Origin of the sequence: Nocardioides sp. W7, assembly GCF_022919075.1 — a bacterium.
Lineage (GTDB): Bacteria > Actinomycetota > Actinomycetes > Propionibacteriales > Nocardioidaceae > Nocardioides.
On record NZ_CP095078.1, the window covers coordinates 3688577 to 3706054 of the forward strand.

Here is a 17478-nt window from a genome sequence, read left to right on the forward strand (position 1 = left end):
CTCGTCCTTCGCAGGCTCAGTCCGAGCCGGCTCGGACCTTCGCCGCGAGATCGGCGGAGGAGTCGGCCGTCCCGCAGTGCTCGGCCAGCCAGTCGTAGACCTCCTCGCGCTCCGCGTGGCACATCAGCCCCACGACGTCGCCGGGGAGCGCCTGGCCGACCAACGCGGAGAGCACCGAGACCTCGGTGGGGTACGCCGGCACTCCGGTGACGCCGACCCGCTCCGCGCCGGCCCGCATCAGGGTCTCGAGCTCCTCGGTGGTCCGGCCGCGGAGGTACTTCTCCTTGTGCCCGATCGCCACCACGTCGCTGTCGCGCGCCGCGATCTCGCCGAGCTTCTCGATCAGCTCGTCGGTGCGGTCGCCGACGACCCCCAGTCCGAGCAGCAGCCGCGACTCGGGGCGTCGTACGCCGTTCATGACCTCCAACAGTGCTTCCAGCCCGGCCTCGTTGTGGGCGAGGTCGACGACGACCGAGACCTCGCCGACGGTGAAGAAGTTCATCCGGCCGGGGTTGTGCTCGGCGTCGGGCAGGAACGAGCGGAGCCCCTCGATCACGGCCTCCCGGGAGATCCCGACCGCGAGGGCGGCGGAGGTGGCGGCGAGGGTGTTCTCGACGTTGAAGCGCGAGAGCCCGGCGAGGGTCATCGGCACGTCGACCAGCTCGACCAACGGGTCGGGGTCGGAGTCGGGACACAGCACGCTCACCCAGCCGTCGATGACAGTCGTGGCCCGCCCACCGTCGGCGAGCACCTCCCGGATCGCGGGCGACTCGACGTCGCGGGTGAACACCCAGGGCTTGGCCTTGGTGACGTGTCGCATCGCGAAGACCCGCGGGTCGTCGCCGTTCAGCACCGACCAGCCGCTGCGCCGCGTGATCCGCGGGACCACCGCCTTCACCTCGGCGAGCTGGTCGACGGTGTCGATGCCCTGGAGGCCGAGGTGGTCGGCGGTGACGTTGGTGACCACCGAGACGTCGTTGCGGGTCAGCCCGATGCCCCGGAGCAGGATCCCGCCCCGGGCGGTCTCCGTGACCGCCAGCTCGACGTGCTCGTGGGCGAGCACGCGGCCCGCCCCGCTCGGTCCCGAGTAGTCGCCCGCCTCGACCAGCTCGCCGTCGATGTAGACGCCGTCGGTGTTCGACCAGCCGACGACCCGACCGTCGACCCGTCCGATGTGGGCGACCATCCGCGAGGTCGTGGTCTTGCCGTTGGTGCCGGTGACGGCGACGACCGGGACGGCGGGCCGGATGGTGTCCGGTCCGGGTCCGGGCTCGGAGGCCGCGACCCGCGCCGCCGCCTCGCCCACGGCGGCCTCCACGTCCGCGGACGGTACGGCGTCCAGTACGTCGGCGACCGCCCGGCCCATCGCCTCGGCGCGGGTGCGGTGCCGCCACGGGTAGGCCACGACGATCCGGTGCGGGTCGCCGGTCGGCCGGACCCGGACGCCGAGCCTCGTCGTACCCGACTCCACGGCGACCGCGCGCACCAGGTGGCCGACGGCGCGCAGGGCGAAGAGCTGCCGGAACCCGGTGTCGGGCGCCCCGGGCCGAGCGTTGGCCAGGCCGATGCGGCGCGCGAAGCGCGTGGCGGTCTCCTCCGAGGCCGCGGCCAGGCCGCTGATGTCGACGGTCAGCTTGACCGCGGCACGGGGGAAGTAGAGGTTGGGCCCTTCGAGGACCCGGAGCTCGACGAGTGACGTCACGCCCGGGACGTTACCCAGACGCGGGCGCTACGCGCCCATCGCGTGGAAGCCACCGTCGACGTGGACGATCTCACCGGAGGTCGCCGGGAAGAAGTCCGACAGCAGCGCGCAGACGGCCTTCGCGGTCGGGCTGTGGTCGGTGTTGTCCCAACCGAGCGGCGCGCGCGTCGACCACATCGCCTCGAGGTCCTCGAAGCCCGGGATCGCCTTGGCGGCGAGCGTCTTGAGCGGGCCGGCGGCCACCAGGTTGCAGCGGATGCCGTCGGCGCCCAGGTCGCGGGCCAGGTAGCGGGAGGTGGACTCCAGGGCGGCCTTGGCCACGCCCATCCAGTCGTACGCCGGCCAGGCCACCGTCGCGTCGAACGTCAGGCCGACGACCGAGCCGCCCGGACCCATCAGCGGCTTGCAGGCCATGGCCAGCGACTTCAGGGAGTACGCCGAGACCTGCACGGCCTGCGCGACGTCGTCCCAGGGGCCGTTGAGGAACTGGCCCCCCAGCACCGTCGCGGGGTTGCCGTAGGCGATCGAGTGCACGACCCCGTCGAGGCCGGCGTCCGGGCCCAGGTGCTCGCGGACCTGGTCGGCGAGGCCGGCGAGGTGGTCGGGGTCGGTCACGTCGAGCTCGAGCACCGGCGGCTCCACCGGCAGCCGCTTGGCGATCCGCCGGGTGATGCCGAGCGCGCGGCCGAAGTTGGAGATGAGCACCGTGGCACCCTGCTCCTGGGCCACCTTGGCGGTGGCGAAGCCGATCGAGCTGTCCATCGTCACGCCGGCGACGAGGATCCGCTTGCCTTCGAGGATTCCGCTCATGTCAGTGCCCCATCCCTAGTCCACCGTCGACCGGGATGACGGCCCCGGTGACGTAGCTCGCGCCGTCGCCGGTCAGCCACAGCACGGTCGACGCGATCTCCTCGGGCGCGGCGTACCGCCCCAGCGGGACCTGCGTCTTGATCGCGGTCTTCTGCTCGTCGGTGAGTACGCCGGTCATGTCGGTCTCGACGAAGCCGGGTGCCACGACGTTGGCCGTGATCGACCGGGAGCCGAGCTCCCGGGCGATCGAGCGCGCCATGCCGACGAGGCCGGCCTTGGACGCTGCGTAGTTGACCTGGCCCGCCGAGCCGAGCAGCCCGACCACCGAGGAGATGAAGACGATCCGGCCCCGCCGCATCCGGAGCATGCCCTTGGAGGCGCGCTTCGCGAGGCGGAAGGAACCCGTGAGGTTGGTGTCGATGACCGAGGACCAGTCCTCCTCCGACATCCGCAGCAGCAGCGTGTCGTGGGTGACCCCGGCGTTGGCGACGAGCACCTCGACCGGGCCGTGGGCGGCCTCGACGGTCGCGAACGCCGCCTCGACCGCATCGGGGTCGGTGATGTCGCACCGCACGTCGAGCGTGCCCTCGGGTGCGCCGCCGCTGCGCGTGGTCACGGCGACCTTGTCGCCGTTGGCGACGAACGCCTCCGCGATCGCGCGGCCGATGCCGCGGTTGCCGCCGGTGACCAGGACGGACCGGGCCGTGGACTCCACTGTCTCGCTCACCTCTGGGACGCTAGTGACTACCGCGCAGTACGCGAAAACGGGTCCGGTCTCGGTACGCCGGTCGCGACCTCCTTCGTCGCTCGCGCGGCTACTCGACCTCGCGGCAGGCTCTCAGCCTTCGCAGGCTCAGGCTAAGGCCGCAGATCAGTCGTCCTCGAGGCGGAAGCCGACCTTCATGCTCACCTGGAAGTGCTCGACGGCGCCGTCCTTGATCTGGCCGCGGACCTGGAGCACCTCGAACCAGTCCAGGTGGCGCAGGGTCTGGCCGGCCCGCAGGACGCCGTTGCGGATCGCCTCGTCGATGCCGTCGGGCGAGGTGCCGACGATCTCCGAGACGCGGTAGGTGCGGTTCGACATGGGGTCCTCCGGTGAGTCGTGGGAGGCCGATCGTAGGCCACCCGGGACGGGGCTCCGGAACCCAGGTTGGCCGACGTAGGCTGGACCAATGCCCAGGGATCGCCACCGCTCTCCCGACGCGGTCCGGATCACCACCGCTCCGAGTGACCGCAACGCCGACATCGCGGCTCGGCAACGTCGTTACCTGCTCTCCATGAGCCTGCGTTCGCTGTGCTTCGTCGGCGCGATCGTCGCCGCACTGGCCGGTGTCGACTGGCTGTGGCCGATCCTGATCGCGGGCGCCCTGGTGCTGCCGTACGTCGCGGTCGTGATGGCCAACGCCGTCACCACCCGCTCGGACGCCTTCGACCTGGCCGACACCGCCTATCGACCCGAGCTCGGCAGCACGTCGACGAAGCCCCTCGACGAGGGCGGCACGAGGCTGTGAATACCTCCCGAGGCGTGGCAGGCTCTTGCGTGCGTGGTGCCGGAGAGCTCCCCCCGTGGCTTTCCGGCACCACGTCCACAGCTCCCCGGAGCGCGGCATGACGGTGATCGGTCCCGAGCACGCCACCTGCTCCGCGAAGGGCTGTCAGTCACCCGCAGCATGGGACCTGCTCTGGAACAACCCCCGCCTGCACACCCCGGAGCGGCGCAAGATCTGGCTCGCCTGCGACGAGCACCGACCGAGCCTGACCGACTTCCTCGGCTCGCGTGCGTTCCTGAAGGACGTCGAGGCGCATGACCCGGACCGGGACGACCCGGGCCGGGGTTAGTGAGCTTGCGACTCTGATCGGGTCTCGACCCGCGCCACCCACGGTGGTCCGCTGACGCGTCCTATCCCCCGATAGCCGACATCGGCCGGTCGGGCTGCAGGAAGGTCGGGTCGTCGATGCCGTGCCCGGCGCGCTTGCCCCGCATCGCGACCACCCACCGGTCCGCGAGCTCCTCGTCAGTGGCTCCGGCCCGCAGCGCGGCGCGCAGGTCGGACTCCTCGCGCGCGAACAGGCAGTTGCGCACCTGACCGTCGGCCGTGAGCCGGACCCGGTCGCAGTCACCGCAGAAGGGGCGGGTCACCGAGGCGATCACGCCGACGGTCGCCGGTCCGCCGTCGACGAGGAACAGCTCGGCCGGCGCGCTCCCCCGCGGCTCCGCCGCCGGAGTCAGGTCGTAGACCGCCTGCAGCGAGGCGAGAATCTCGTCGGCCGTGACCATGCCCTCGCGGGTCCAGCCGTGCTGCGCGTCCAGGGGCATCTGCTCGATGAACCGGAGCGAGTAGCCCCGCTCCACCGCCCAGCCCAGCAGCTCGGCCGCCTGGTCGTCGTTGACCCCCCGCAGCAGCACGGCGTTGAGCTTCACCGGGCCCAGGCCGGCGTCGTACGCCGCCTCGAGGCCGGCGACCACGTCGTGCAGCCGGTCGCGCCGGGTGATCTCGTGGAACGTCTCGCGCCGGACGGTGTCGAGGCTGACGTTGACCCGGTTCAGGCCCGCCGCCCGCAGCGCCGGGGCCGTGCGGGCCAGGCCGAGGGCGTTCGTGGTCAGGGACAGCTCCACGTCGGCCGAGATCTCGCGGGTACGGCGGACGATGTCGACCAGCCCGCGCCGGACCAGCGGCTCACCGCCGGTGAACCGGACCTCCTCGATACCGAGCCGCTCGACGCCGATCCGCACCAGGCGGACGACCTCGTCGTCGGTGAGCAGCCGCTCGTTCTCGAGCCAGTCGAGGCCCTCCTCGGGCATGCAGTAGGAGCAACGCAGGTTGCACTTGTCGGTCAGCGAGACCCGGAGGTCGCGCGCGACCCGGCCGTAGCGGTCGGAGAGCTCTCGGGTAGTCGTTGACGGCACCCCTGCAGTCTAGGCGCCTGGCGGTCGCGGCTAGCCTCATCAGGTGCGCTCGTTCGGGTTCCTGCTGAGCCGTCGCTGGCTGCTGTTCGCAGCCGCGATCCTGGTCGTGGCGTACGGCACCTGGTGGCTGGGCGAGTGGCAGTTCCACCGACTCGAGGACCGCAAGGCCGACAACGCCGTGGTCCGCACCAACGAGACCCGCGGGCCGGCCGCGGTCGATGAGGTCCTGGCCGTGGGTCGCGAGGTCCGCGACGAGGACAAGTGGCGGATCGTGACGGCCACCGGCACCTACGACCCCGCCCGGACGGTCATCGTCCGCTACAGCGCGAACCCGCGCACCGACGACAGCGGGGTCGACGTGGTCGTCCCGCTGGTGACGGCCGACGGCACGGCACTGTTGGTGAACCGCGGCTGGATGCCCAAGATCAACCAGGGCGGCGACATCGGCGAGGTGCCCGAGCCGCCGGCCGGCGAGGTCACGGTCAGCGGCTACGTCCGGGCCGACGGCTCCGGGGACAGCACCCGGGTCACCGACGGCTCCACGCGGGCCGTCGACAGCGACGCCATCGGTGCCGCGCTCGACCTCCCCGTCTACGGCGGCTGGGTGGAGCTGCGCTCGGAGGACCCGCCCGCGGCCGAACCGCTGGTGGCGGTGGAGCTGCCCGAGCTGGACAACGGGCCGCACTTCTTCTACGGCCTGCAGTGGTGGTTCTTCGGGGTGCTGGCCCTCGTCGGCTTCGGCTGGTTCGCGTACGACGAGTGGCGCGGCGGCCCGGCCACTCGCAAGGATCGCCGCCCCGGAGCGCCCGACCGGGACGCCCGCCGGGCCCGGCGCGAGCGGTACAAGCAGGCCGTCGCCGCCGAGGAGGCCCGGCGCCGGGCTCAGAGCGCCCGGAGTGCTCCACCGTCGACGGGCAGCATCGCTCCGGAGACGAACGACGCGGCCGGCGAGAGCAGGAAGGCCGCCACCCGGCCGAACTCCTCCGGCTCGGCCTGACGCCGCAGCGGGATCGAGGCGACGGCCTCGGCCAGGCTCGCCGCCGGATCGGCGCTGCCGGAGTCCAGCTCCGCCAGCCGCTCGGTGACCACCCGTGACGGCAGCAGGCCGTTGACCCGCACACCGCGGGGCCCGACCTCGTCGGCCAGGGTCTTGGCGACCATCGCCAGCCCCGGCCGCAGGCCGTTCGAGAGGGCCATCTCCGCCAGCGGAGCCCGCACGCTGGTGGACAGCACGAACGCCAGCGCCCCGCCCGCACCGAGCTCGGCAGCGATCTCACGACCCAGCCGGACCGCCCCGAGGAAGACCGAGCCGAACGCCGCGGTCCACTGCTCGTCGGTGATCTCGCTGACCGTGCCTCGCGGCGGGCCGCCGACGCTCACCAGTGCACCGTCGAGGCGTCCCCAGGCCTCGCGCGCGGTCGCGATCAGGCGGCCCGGGGTCTGCGGGTCGGCGTGGTCGGCGACCACCCCGACCGCGGCCGGCCCGAGCTCGGCGACGGCGCGGTCGAGCGAGCCCGCCGATCGGCCGGAGACGACCACGCGCGCCCCCTCGGCGACCAGCACGTCGGCGGTCGCCCGACCGAGACCCCGAGCGCCACCGGTGACGAGGTAGACGCGATCGGCGAGCCCGAGGTCCATCAGCTGCTCTCCCAGATCGCCTCGACCGGGCCCGGCTTGGTCCCGTCGTCCTCCACGAACTGGGTGCGGTAGAGGTCGGCGTACAGCCCGCCCTGTGCCAGCAGCTCCAGGTGGGTGCCGGACTGCACGATCCGGCCACCGTCCAGGACCAGGATCAGGTCGGCGTTGCGGACCGTCGAGAGCCGGTGGGCGATCACCAGGGAGGTCCGGTCGGCCAGCGCCGCGTCCAGCGCACGCTGGACGGCGGCCTCGGACTCGCTGTCGAGGTGGGCCGTCGCCTCGTCCAGGATCACGATCGAGGGCGACTTCAGCAGCAGCCGTCCGATCGCGAGCCGTTGCCGCTCTCCGCCGGAGAGTCGGTAGCCGCGGTCGCCGACGACCGTGTCGAGCCCGTCGGGCAGCGACCGCACCAACCCGGCGATCTGGGCCGCCTCCAGGGCCGCCCAGATCTCCGCGTCGCTCGCGCCGGGTCGCGCGTAGAGCAGGTTGCCGCGCACCGTGTCGTGGAACATGTGGGCGTCCTGGGTGACGTAGCCGACCGCGTCCTCGAGGGACTGCAGGGTCACGTCGCGCACGTCGTGGCCACCGACGCGTACGACGCCTGCGTCGGCGTCGTAGAGCCGGGCAACCAGGTGCGTGACCGTCGTCTTGCCGGCGCCCGAGGGACCCACCAGGGCCACCATCTGGCCGGAGTCGGCGACGAAGGTGACGTCGTGGAGCACCTCGGTGTGATCGCGCGACTCGACCCGGGCGATCGCCTCCAGGGAGGCCAGCGACACGTCGTCGGCCCGCGGGTAGGTGAAGTGGACGTGGTCGAACTCCAGCCGGGAGGCACTGGCGGGCAGCGGGGTCGCTCCGTGCTTCTCGCGGATCAGGGAGGGCAGGTCGAGCACCTCGAAGACCCGCTCGAAGCTGACCAGCGCGGTCATCACGTCGATGCGGACGTTGGAGAGCCCCTGGAGCGGGCCGAGCAGCCGCAGCAGCAGGGTCGCCAGCGCGAGCAGGGTGCCGACGGTGAGGGTGCCGTCGATCACCAGGTGCCCGCCGACGCCGTAGACGAGCGCAGCAGCCAGGGCCGGAACGGCCATCATCGCGGCACCGAAGATCCGGGTGATCAGGGAGATCCGGATGCCGAGGTCGCGGACCCGTGCCGCCTTGGTGGCGAAGAGCTCGTCCTCGTCCTGACGGCGGCCGAAGAGCTTCAGCAGCATCGCCCCGCCGACGTTGAAACGCTCGGTCATCACGTTGCCGAGATCGGCGTTGCCGTCCATCTGCTGGCGGGTCAGACCGGCCAGCTGGCCGCTGACGAGGCGCGAGACCAGGAACAGCGGCGGGAACATCGCCAGGCACAGCAGGGTGACCTGCCAGCTCAGGGCCAGCATCGTGATGCCGACGACCACCACGGCGATGGAGTTGGACACGGTGCTCGACAGCGTGCTGGTGAAGGCCCGCTGGGCACCGATCACGTCGTTGTTGAGCCGCGAGACGAGCGCGCCGGTCTGGGTCCGGGTGAAGAAGGCCAACGACTGGCGCTGGACGTGGGCGAAGACCCGGGTGCGGAGGTCGAAGATCAGGCCCTCGCCGATCCGGGAGGAGAACCAGCCGCTGAACACGCCCAGCACGGCGCTGAAGATCGCGAACCCGGCCATCGCCAGGGCCAGCATCGTCACCAGGCCGGCGTCGCCGGCGACGATGCCGTCGTCGACGACCCGCTGCACCAGCAGCGGGGTGACCACGACGGTCGAGGCGTCGATCACCGTCAGGAGCAGGAACACCGCGATCAGCGACCGGTGCGGGCGCGCGAATCCGAGGACCCGACGCACGGTCTTGCCCTCGATCCGGTTGTCGATCACGCTGCGGTCCGAGCGCAGGTGTCGCCAGGCCATCCCGCCGCCGTACATCCCTGACATCAGGCCTCCTAGCCGCCCACGAGCACGCGGGCCACGTCGCGGAACCGTCGCACCTGCGCCTCGCGCTCGAGCCGCCGCTGGTCGTCCAGCGAGCGGTCGGCCGCGCCCTGCAGCAGGGCTTTGGTCTCACGCACGGCACCGGCCATCGGTGCCGTCAGGGCCCCGACAAGGTTGGCGACCGTCGCGTCCAGCTGGTCGGCCGGCACCACCGCCGCGACCAGGCCGATCCGCTCGGCCTCGTCGGCCTCGACGGTCCGGGCGGTCGCACAGATCTCCAGGGCCCTGGCGTAGCCAACGCACTCGACCAGCGGCTTTGTTCCCGTCAGGTCGGGCACCAGGCCGAGCGCCGACTCCTTCATGCAGAACCGGGCGTCGTCGGCCGCGACCCGCAGGTCGCAGCTGAGCGCGAGCTGGAAGCCCGCGCCGATGGCGTGCCCCTGGACTGCGGCCACCGAGACGAACCGGGGGTCGCGCAGCCAGGTGAAGCCGCGCTGGAAGGCGTCGATGGTGGCCGACATCTCCTCGTCGGACCCGGCCAGCAGACCCGCGACGGTCTCCACGTCACCACCGATCGTGGACGGGTCGAGCATCGCCCGGTCCAGGCCCGCCGAGAAGCTGTGCCCGCTGCCGCGCACGACGACGACCCGGACCTCTTCGTCGACCGACTCACCCACTGCCGCCAGGGCCCGCCACATGGCCGGCGTCTGCGCGTTGCGGACTGCGGGCCGGTCGAGCGTGACGGTCAGCACCGGCCCCGTCCGGTCGACGAGCAGGCCGGCGGAGGCGAGGGCTTCGGAATCCATGTGCCGAGCCTAGACCGGCGCTCCGACAGTTCCCCACCTCGCTCCTTGACCTCAACTTCACTTGAAGTTCAAGACTGTCTGCGAGCCCGCCGAGAGTCGGCGGGACCCGCTCTGAGAAGGAGGACGGAATGCCCGTCGCCCTCGTCACCGGAGGCTCGGCCGGACTCGGCCGTGCTCTCACCCATGCCCTGGCCGACGCCGGCTGGACGGTCCTCACCGACGGCCGGCGCGCCGATCGGCTCCGCGCCACGGCACGTCCCGGTGTCCAGTCGATCGTCGGCGACGTCGCCGACGAGGACCACCGCCACACCCTGGCCCGGGAGGTGGACCGGCTCGGCCGGCTCGACCTGCTGGTGCACAACGCCAGCACGCTCGGCCCGCTGCCGCTCCGGCGGCTCCGCGACGTCGACGACGCCCACCTGCGAACCGTCTGGGAGGTCAACACGGCGGCCCCGCACGCACTCACCCGGCTGCTGCTCCCCCACCTCGTCGACGCCGACGGCGTCCTGGTCTCGATGTCCTCCGACGCTGCGGTGGAGCACTACGAGACCTGGGGTCCGTACGCCGCCAGCAAGGCCGCGCTCGACCAGCTGACCCTCACCGTCGGCGTCGAGGAACAGCTCACCGCGTACGCCGTCGATCCCGGCGACCTGCGCACCGAGCTGCACCAGGCGGCGTTCCCGGGCGAGGACATCTCCGACCGGCCGTTGCCCGAGACCGTCGTACCGGCCCTCCTGAAGCTCGTCTGGAACCGGCCCGCGTCGGGCCGCTACCGGCTGGCCGACCTGCTGGCGGTGGTGTGATGCGGCTGTTGGACGAGCAGCCCGCCACCTCCTTCGCGGCGGCGGCGTTCGCGCCCGGACCCGCGGAGGAGCGCGGGCTCAGCCGCGACACGACCCGACTGCTCGTCGCCCGCCCGGACGGCGTCGAGCACGCCCGGTTCCGCGACCTCGCCCGCTTCCTCTCCCCCGGCGACGTGGTCGTCGTGAACAACTCCGCCACCGTCGCCGCTCAGCTGGACGCCGTCTCTGCCCGGGTCGGTCCGGTCGTCCTCCACCTCGCCGCCCCGCTGGGCGACCCCGCCCACGACGGCGAGTGGGTCGTCGAGCTGCGGACCGCCCCCGACGCGGCCCGCGCAGTCCTCGACGCGCGCGCCGGTGAGGAGGTGCGCGCCGGCCCGGTGCGGCTCCGGCTGGTCGAGCCCTACCCCCGCGACGGCTCGTCCCCGACCGGCGATGGCAACCGGCTCTGGCGGGCGTCGGTCGAGGGCGACCTGGCCTGCCACGCGGCCCGGCACGGTCGCCCCATCTCGTACGGCTACCTGGACCGGCGCTACCCGCTCGCGGCGTACCAGACGGTCTTCGCCACCGAGCCCGGCAGCGCCGAGATGCCGTCCGCGGCGCGTCCCTTCACCGCGCGGCTGGTCACCGAGCTGGTCTCCGGCGGAGTGGCGGTCGCACCCGTCACGCTGCACACCGGCGTGTCGTCGCAGGAGGTCGGCGAGGCGCCCCAGCCCGAGCGCTTCGCGGTCGGCGCGAGCACCGCCCGGCTCGTCGAGTCGGCCCGCGCCGCCGGCGGTCGGGTCGTCGCGGTGGGCACCACCGTCACGCGGGCCCTCGAGTCGGCCGTCGACGCCTCCGGGCACCTCGTCGCCGCCCACGGCTGGACCGAGCGCGTCGTCACCCCCGCCGACCCGCCCCGGATCGTCACCGGCCTGATCACCGGCTGGCACGACCCGGCCGCCTCGCACCTGCTGCTGGTCGAGGCGGTCGCCGGCGTACGGCTCACGCAGACGGCGTACGACGCCGCGGTGGCCGACGGCTACCTGTGGCACGAGTTCGGGGACGCGGCGCTGCTGCTGCCGTGACGGCGCCCGGGAGTTTCATCGGTTAGCCGATGAAACCCACTCCGGGACGACAAAGGTTCATCGTCCAAGCGGGAGTTCTGTCGGCTAACCGATGAAACTCCCGCATGCCGGACGCCGGCTAGGCCAAGGAGACCAGGTCGGCGTAGTCCTCGTTCCAGAGGTCCTCGTCGCCGTCGGGGAGCAGCAGCACCCGGTCGGGCTCGAGGGCGCGCACGGCGCCCTCGTCGTGGGTGACCAGGATGATCGCGCCCTCGTAGGTGCGGATCGCGGCGAGCACCTCCTCGCGGGAGGCCGGATCGAGGTTGTTCGTCGGCTCGTCGAGGAGCAGCACGTTGGCGCTGGAGACCACCAGGCTGGCCAGGGCGAGCCGGGTCTTCTCGCCGCCCGAGAGCACCGCCGCTGGCTTGTTGGCGTCGTCGCCGGAGAACAGGAACGAGCCCAGCACGCTGCGCGCCTCGGTGTCGGTGAGCTGCGGGGCGGCGCTCTGCATGTTCTCCAGCACGGTGCGGCTGGTGTCGAGGGTCTCGTGCTCCTGGGCGTAGTAGCCGAGCTTGAGCCCGTGCCCGGGGACCACGCGACCCGTGTCGGACTTGTCGACACCGGCCAGGATCCGGAGCATCGTCGTCTTGCCGGCGCCGTTGAGCCCGAGGATGACCACGCGCGAGCCCTTGTCGATCGCCAGGTCGACGTCGGTGAACACCTCGAGCGAGCCGTACGACTTCGACAGCTCCTCGCCCGTGAGCGGCGTCTTGCCGCACGGCGCGGGGGCCGGGAACTTGATCTTGGCCACCTTGTCGGCCGCCCGCTCCCCCTCGAGCCCGGCCATCATCTTCTCGGCCCGCTTGAGCATCGACTGGGCCGCCACGGCCTTGGACGCCTTCGCCCGCATCCTGTTGGCCTGGTCGGTGAGCGTCTTGGCCTTGCTCTCGGTGTTCGCGCGCTCGCGCTTGCGTCGCTTCTCGTCGGTCTCGCGCTGGGTGAGGTAGTGCTTCCAGCCCATGTTGTAGATGTCCATCTCGCACCGGTTGGCGTCGAGGTGCATGACCTTGTTGACGGTCTCCTCGAGCAGCGCGTTGTCGTGGCTGATCACGATGAAGCCGCCCTTGTGGGCCTTCAGGAAGTCACGCAGCCAGACGATCGAGTCGGCGTCGAGGTGGTTGGTCGGCTCGTCGAGGATCAGGATCTCGGCGCCGGAGAAGAGGATCCGGGCGAGCTCGACCCGGCGCCGCTGGCCGCCGGAGAGCGTCTTGAGCTGCTGGGCGAGGATCCGCTCCTCGATGCCGAGGCTGGCGGCGATCGTCGCGGCCTCCGACTCCGCGGCGTACCCGCCCCCGGCGTGCATCTCGTCGTCGGCGCGCCCGTAGCGCCGCATCGCCTTGTCGCGCTTCGCGGCGTCGTCGCTGCCCATGTCGACCTCGGCCTGCCGCAGCCGTCGTACGACGTCGTCGAGACCGCGCGCCGACAGGATCCGGTCGCGGGCCAACACCTCGGGGTCGCCGATCCGCGGGTCCTGCGGCAGGTAACCGACGTCGCCGGCGTTGGTCACCTTGCCGCTGGCGGGCAGCGCCTCGCCGGCGAGGATCTTGGTGAGGGTGGTCTTGCCGGCGCCGTTGCGGCCGACGAGGCCGACCTTGTCGCCGGCGGCCACCCGGAAGCTGACGTTCTCCATGAGGAGGCGCGCGCCTGCTCGGACTTCCAGCTGGGAGGCGGTGATCATGAGGGGGCCAGTCTAGGCGTGGGTACGGGTCACCCAGCGAATCGATGCGGGAGGCGGACGGATGAGGTTCAACCCCAAGGCACGTCTCGACCGGGGTCGGGTGGGTGACGCCGGGCGTGGTCGAGGGGGCGGTGGAGGTGGCTCCCGGATGCCCGCCGGTCTGCCGGTCGGGGGCGGCATCGGCGGAGTCGTCGTACTCGTCATCGTGTTCGTCGCCATCCAGGTCTTCGGCGGCTCCGACGGTGCGGTCGACGACAGCACCCTCGAGGGCAGTGAGCGGTACGCCGGCTGCGAGTTCGGCTCGGACGCCAACGAGAGCGCCGACTGCGTGCGGGTCGGGGTCGAGAACTCCCTGCACGACTTCTGGTCCGACGAGCTCGGGTCCGACTACCGGCCGATCGACCGACTGGTGACCTTCTCCGGCAGCGTGGAGACCGGCTGCGGTGCGGCCACCTCGTCGGTGGGCCCCTTCTACTGCCCCGGCGACGAGCGGATCTACCTGGACACGTCGTTCTTCGACGAGGTGCTCGAGCGCCAGCTCGGCGGACCGGACGGCGGCTTCGTCGAGGCCTACGTCCTCGCCCACGAGTACGGCCACCACCTCCAGAACGTGCTCGGCACCATGGGTCGGGTGCGGACCCAGCAGGGTGCCCAGAGCGATGCCGTACGACTGGAGCTGCAGGCGGACTGCTACGCCGGGATGTGGACGCGCGCGGCGACCACGACGCAGGACGCCGACGGACTGACCCTGATCAGCGACCTCACCCAGGAGGACATCGACCTCGCGCTCGCGGCGGCGACGGCCATCGGGGACGACCGGATCCAGGAGCGGACCCAGGGTCAGGTCACCGAGGAGACGTGGACGCACGGCTCCGCCAAGTCCCGGGCGAAGTGGTTCCGCACCGGCCTGGAAGAGGGCACCCTGGTGGCGTGCGACACCTTCTCCGCCCCACGCGTGTGAGACCTGGGCTAAGACGGATCTCTGGGAGCGATAGCGTCAGCCCATGACCGCCGGCCAGGTACCCGCCTCACCCCGCCCTGCCGGGGCTGGGGGTGAAGGCACGCCGGGACCGCTCCGGGTGCTGGTCGCCGACGACTTCGAACCCGTACGCATGCTCGCCGTACGAATGCTGCAGAAGCTCGGGCACGACGACGTCGAGGAGGCCGAGGACGGCCAGGAGGCGGTGGACGCGCTCGCGGCACGCCATTTCGACCTGCTGTTCCTCGACCTCTCGATGCCGCGGCTGTCCGGTCAGGATGTCGTCCGCTGGCTGAGGGCCCACCCCGACCGGGCCGAGGGACTCACGATCGTCGTGATCAGTGCTTCCGCGCACGCCGAGCGCCCGGTGCTCAACGAGCTGGGCGTCACCCACGTGCTCCCCAAACCCTTCCGGAGCCAGGAGATCGCGGACGTGATCGACGCCATCTACGGCACGGTCTAAGACACCTGCCCAATTCCCCCCGGCGCGTTCTCCGACCCGCTAGATTCCTCCCGTAGTGGGGGACATCGACCGAACGAGAGGACACCAAACATGCTGAGCAATTTCCGGCAGCGCCGTGCGATCGCCCAGGCGGGTCGCAGCCTTCGCGCGTACTACACGTGGCGGCGGCCGGGGGCCTGATCGCCACCACGCCTTCTGACGGCGCCGAGGACTCCAACGGTGTTCTCGGCGCCGTCTTACGTGCAGCCGGTTCACCTACACCGGTACGCCTCTCCCCCGACGGTCCTGTCCTCGTCACGACTCCAGAGGGAGCCCGGGCGGTCCTGACCAGCCCGGACGACTACGCGCTGCCCTTCGACGTCACCCGTCAGGCGATTCGTCGGCACAGCCGTGCCGTCAAGGACACCCCACCTCTCGCCCCGGATGCAGTCGCTGCCGGTGCCGCGGTGTTCGCGACCGAGCTCTCCCGGATCCCACTCCCCACCGCTCCGAGCCCCACGATCGAGGTCGACACCCTGGCTCTGCTGCGGATGCCGGTCGCTCTCTCGACCACGGCCGCCATGGTCCCGGGCGCGGAGCCGGATGCCCGACGTCACATCGCCACCCTCGCCTTGGCCTGGGTCGACTCGCTGGGTCCGATCATCTCCGCGATTCGCCCGCCTCGTCGGTGGTCGAAGGTCCGCCGGGCCGAGGGAAGGGCCCGCGAGCTGCTCGAACGGGCGCTCGCATCGGCCGCCGTCCCAGACCCGCCCGCTGTCGTGACCGCCCTTGCCGCGGGGGTGCAGGTGCCGATCGCCGCCGGCGCCTGGTGCCTGACGCAACTGGCGTCCCGAGATGGTCTCCACGACACGATCCGCCAGCGCGGGAGCCTGGTGCTTCCGATGGTGTGGGAGGTGCTGCGGCTCTATCCCCCGACCTGGGTCCTTCCCCGAATCAGCACCCGGGCCGTCACCATCGACGGCACGGCGATCCCGGCGTACTGTCCCGTCCTTGTGAGCCCGTTGGCGCTCGGGCTGCTCCCTCGTCTGGTTCCCGGACCCCGAGAGGGCTGCTCTCCCCTCGACGAGCTCGACCCGGTGCGGTGGCAGGACTCGGAGCAACGCCCCGGCGCGTGGCTCCCCTTCGGCGCAGGACCCCACGCGTGCCCGGGCCGCAATCTGGGGCTGGCCCAGCTCGTCCACCTCGTGACGTGGTCCACCGAGGTCGAGCTCACGGCGGACGCCCCACCCTCCATCGACACCGACCGCGGGCTGTCTCCGCGCCCCCCGATCGTTCGCGTCCGGCGCCTGTCCGGGCGCGCGTAGAGTCGCCGGCGATGATGTCGAGCCCATCGTTTCCCAACGGCCTCCAGCCCGTGCGCGGCCTCGCCAGTGCAAGCCCGGCCGCTGTCACCGTCGCCGTGGAACTGCTGACCAGCAGGACCGACATCGCCGCCGCGGTCGAGGCCGTCGTCGGACTGCTGTCGTCGTACCCCGAGATCGACGGGGTGACCGTCGCCATCATCGGCATGACGCCGGAGCGCACCGAAGGCTGGGTGCCCCTCGGGAGCCGGGCGTGGCTCCGGGAATGGACCGCGCCGGGTGCCACCTGCTCGGTGGCCCCGCCGGAGGGTGCCGGGCCCGAGCAGGCCTTCTCCCTCACCTGGTTGTCACAACACGCACGCACCGACGTCGTCGCAGTCCTCGACACCGAGCTTCTTCCGCCGGACGCCGCCCAGGACCGCCGAGAGCTCGAGGGCTGCAACGTGCGGGCCCTCGTCTCACGTTCGATCGTCCGCGATCACGTCCTCTTCGGCAGCCTGGGCCTGGCACGTGAGACCCCCGGCCCCTGGCCGGAGTCATACGTCTCCGACGTCCGACTGCTGAGCGCGGCGATCGCCTCACGACTGGCCGAGGAGGTCTCGAGACGTTCGCTCGCCGAGGCGATCGAGCGCGCCGAGACTGCCCACCAGAGCAAGGAGCACTTCTTCGCCGCCCTCGGGCACGAGCTGCGGACGCCGATCACGGCGATCATGGGCACCGCGGAGCTGCAGAGCCAGGAGGCCGGGGAGCACATCGACTCGGACCCGTCCGGCTTCGCGACCTCCGTCGCCCGGGACGCGGACGTGGTGCTCCGCGCCGCGGAGCAGCTGCACGCGGTCGTCGAGGAGTTGCTCGGCACCGGCGACGAGCTCGGAGGTCGAGCTGAGACGCAGTGGGTCGACGTCGCCGAGGCGCTCGCCGACGTGGTGCACTGGCTGGGAGCTCCCGCTCGCACGAGCAACGTCACCGTCGGCTCCGACGTGCCCACCGGGATCCTGGTCCGGACCACGCCCTCGGCGTTGCGCCAGATCCTGACCAACCTGGTCGGCAACGCGATCACCTACAACGTCGCCGGCGGCAGCGTGCGGGTGACCGCCACCAGAGCGACCGACGAGTTCGGTCGCCCCCGGGCCCGCATCGGCGTCCGCGACACCGGCCCCGGGCTCAGCCCCGCGCAGCAGCGCCGGGTCTTCGAGCCGTTCGTGCGGTTCGCCGGCCCCGAGGTCCGCGGCACCGGACTCGGACTCTCGCTGTCTCGCTCGCTCGCCGAGCGGGACGGCGGCCTGATGGGCGTCGAGTCGGCCGAGGGCGCCGGCTCCGTCTTCTGGCTCGACCTGGCCTCGACGGAACACCGGCCGGTATGACGCCTGGTCCTGGTCT

The 17478-nt window shown here is 72.0% G+C and carries 18 protein-coding genes; 9 read left to right on the top strand and 9 right to left on the bottom strand.

The features are described 5' to 3' along the window. Positions 1–16 precede the first annotated feature (16 nt). The 4 genes from MUB56_RS17440 to MUB56_RS17455 all read right to left on the bottom strand — a co-directional run bounded on the left by MUB56_RS17440 (position 17) and on the right by MUB56_RS17455 (position 3596). A complete protein-coding gene (locus MUB56_RS17440; protein ID WP_244928278.1) occupies positions 17–1702 on the bottom strand; it encodes a Mur ligase family protein in 1686 nt (561 codons plus the stop codon). Between the two features lie 27 nt (positions 1703–1729). Beyond that, positions 1730–2512, bottom strand: coding sequence for an enoyl-ACP reductase FabI (fabI, locus tag MUB56_RS17445; protein WP_244928279.1), 783 nt, complete (start codon positions 2510–2512; stop codon positions 1730–1732). A 1-nt stretch (position 2513) separates the two neighbouring features. Next, positions 2514–3239, bottom strand: coding sequence for a 3-oxoacyl-ACP reductase FabG (gene fabG / locus MUB56_RS17450; protein ID WP_244928280.1), 726 nt, complete (start codon positions 3237–3239; stop codon positions 2514–2516). A gap of 144 nt (positions 3240–3383) precedes the next feature. Then, on the bottom strand, positions 3384–3596 hold the full coding sequence (locus tag MUB56_RS17455; protein WP_244928281.1) for a dodecin: 213 nt from the start codon (positions 3594–3596) through the stop codon (positions 3384–3386). Positions 3597–3684: 88 nt separating this feature from the next. Between MUB56_RS17455 and MUB56_RS17460 the strand changes: the two genes are divergently transcribed. Both MUB56_RS17460 and MUB56_RS17465 read left to right on the top strand, forming a co-directional pair. Further along, the gene (locus MUB56_RS17460; protein WP_244928282.1) at positions 3685–4023 is read left to right on the top strand and encodes a DUF3099 domain-containing protein; all 339 of its coding nucleotides are present in this window, start codon (positions 3685–3687) and stop codon (positions 4021–4023) included. A gap of 55 nt (positions 4024–4078) precedes the next feature. Further along, the gene (locus MUB56_RS17465; protein ID WP_348536693.1) at positions 4079–4351 is read left to right on the top strand and encodes a hypothetical protein; all 273 of its coding nucleotides are present in this window, start codon (positions 4079–4081) and stop codon (positions 4349–4351) included. A gap of 61 nt (positions 4352–4412) precedes the next feature. On the opposite strand, the gene moaA is transcribed toward MUB56_RS17465, so the two are convergent. Next, a complete protein-coding gene (moaA, locus tag MUB56_RS17470; RefSeq protein WP_244928283.1) occupies positions 4413–5420 on the bottom strand; it encodes a GTP 3',8-cyclase MoaA in 1008 nt (335 codons plus the stop codon). A gap of 43 nt (positions 5421–5463) precedes the next feature. On the opposite strand from moaA, the gene MUB56_RS17475 reads away from it, so the two are divergent. Beyond that, on the top strand, positions 5464–6417 hold the full coding sequence (locus MUB56_RS17475; protein WP_244928284.1) for an SURF1 family protein: 954 nt from the start codon (positions 5464–5466) through the stop codon (positions 6415–6417). Here the strand turns inward: MUB56_RS17475 and MUB56_RS17480 are convergent. From MUB56_RS17480 to MUB56_RS17490, 3 genes are read right to left on the bottom strand one after another with little or no spacing between them, the layout of a single operon-like run. Next, positions 6303–7058 (bottom strand): SDR family oxidoreductase, encoded by a 756-nt coding sequence (locus MUB56_RS17480; RefSeq protein ID WP_244928285.1) that lies wholly within the window; start codon positions 7056–7058, stop codon positions 6303–6305. The two genes, MUB56_RS17475 and MUB56_RS17480, sit on opposite strands and share 115 nt — an antisense overlap. Continuing rightward, entirely contained in the window at positions 7058–8968 is a 1911-nt protein-coding gene (locus MUB56_RS17485; RefSeq protein ID WP_244928286.1) for an ABC transporter ATP-binding protein, read from the bottom strand. Before MUB56_RS17485 ends, MUB56_RS17480 begins: the two co-directional genes overlap by 1 nt. Before the next feature lie 8 nt (positions 8969–8976). Continuing rightward, positions 8977–9771, bottom strand: coding sequence for an enoyl-CoA hydratase/isomerase family protein (locus MUB56_RS17490; protein ID WP_244928287.1), 795 nt, complete (start codon positions 9769–9771; stop codon positions 8977–8979). A 128-nt stretch (positions 9772–9899) separates the two neighbouring features. On the opposite strand from MUB56_RS17490, the gene MUB56_RS17495 reads away from it, so the two are divergent. Together MUB56_RS17495 and MUB56_RS17500 are read left to right on the top strand one after the other, a co-directional pair. Next, positions 9900–10574 carry an SDR family oxidoreductase gene (locus MUB56_RS17495; protein WP_244928288.1) on the top strand — a complete coding sequence of 225 codons (675 nt, stop codon included), beginning with the start codon at positions 9900–9902 and terminating at the stop codon, positions 10572–10574. Then, positions 10574–11638, top strand: coding sequence for an S-adenosylmethionine:tRNA ribosyltransferase-isomerase (locus tag MUB56_RS17500; RefSeq protein ID WP_244928289.1), 1065 nt, complete (start codon positions 10574–10576; stop codon positions 11636–11638). Before MUB56_RS17495 ends, MUB56_RS17500 begins: the two co-directional genes overlap by 1 nt. Before the next feature lie 118 nt (positions 11639–11756). Here MUB56_RS17500 and MUB56_RS17505 read toward each other — a convergent pair whose 3' ends face one another. Next, positions 11757–13355 (bottom strand): ABC-F family ATP-binding cassette domain-containing protein, encoded by a 1599-nt coding sequence (locus tag MUB56_RS17505; RefSeq protein WP_244928290.1) that lies wholly within the window; start codon positions 13353–13355, stop codon positions 11757–11759. 61 nt (positions 13356–13416) lie between these two features. Here MUB56_RS17505 and MUB56_RS17510 point away from each other — a divergent pair, with 61 nt between their 5' ends. The 4 genes from MUB56_RS17510 to MUB56_RS17525 all read left to right on the top strand — a co-directional run bounded on the left by MUB56_RS17510 (position 13417) and on the right by MUB56_RS17525 (position 17462). Beyond that, positions 13417–14316 (top strand): neutral zinc metallopeptidase, encoded by a 900-nt coding sequence (locus MUB56_RS17510; protein ID WP_280637301.1) that lies wholly within the window; start codon positions 13417–13419, stop codon positions 14314–14316. Between the two features lie 43 nt (positions 14317–14359). Beyond that, on the top strand, positions 14360–14797 hold the full coding sequence (locus MUB56_RS17515; RefSeq protein ID WP_244928292.1) for a response regulator: 438 nt from the start codon (positions 14360–14362) through the stop codon (positions 14795–14797). A 158-nt stretch (positions 14798–14955) separates the two neighbouring features. After that, positions 14956–16101, top strand: coding sequence for a cytochrome P450 (locus tag MUB56_RS17520; RefSeq protein ID WP_244928293.1), 1146 nt, complete (start codon positions 14956–14958; stop codon positions 16099–16101). 11 nt (positions 16102–16112) lie between these two features. Beyond that, on the top strand, positions 16113–17462 hold the full coding sequence (locus tag MUB56_RS17525; RefSeq protein ID WP_244928294.1) for a HAMP domain-containing sensor histidine kinase: 1350 nt from the start codon (positions 16113–16115) through the stop codon (positions 17460–17462). The last annotated feature ends 16 nt before the right edge of the window (positions 17463–17478 follow it).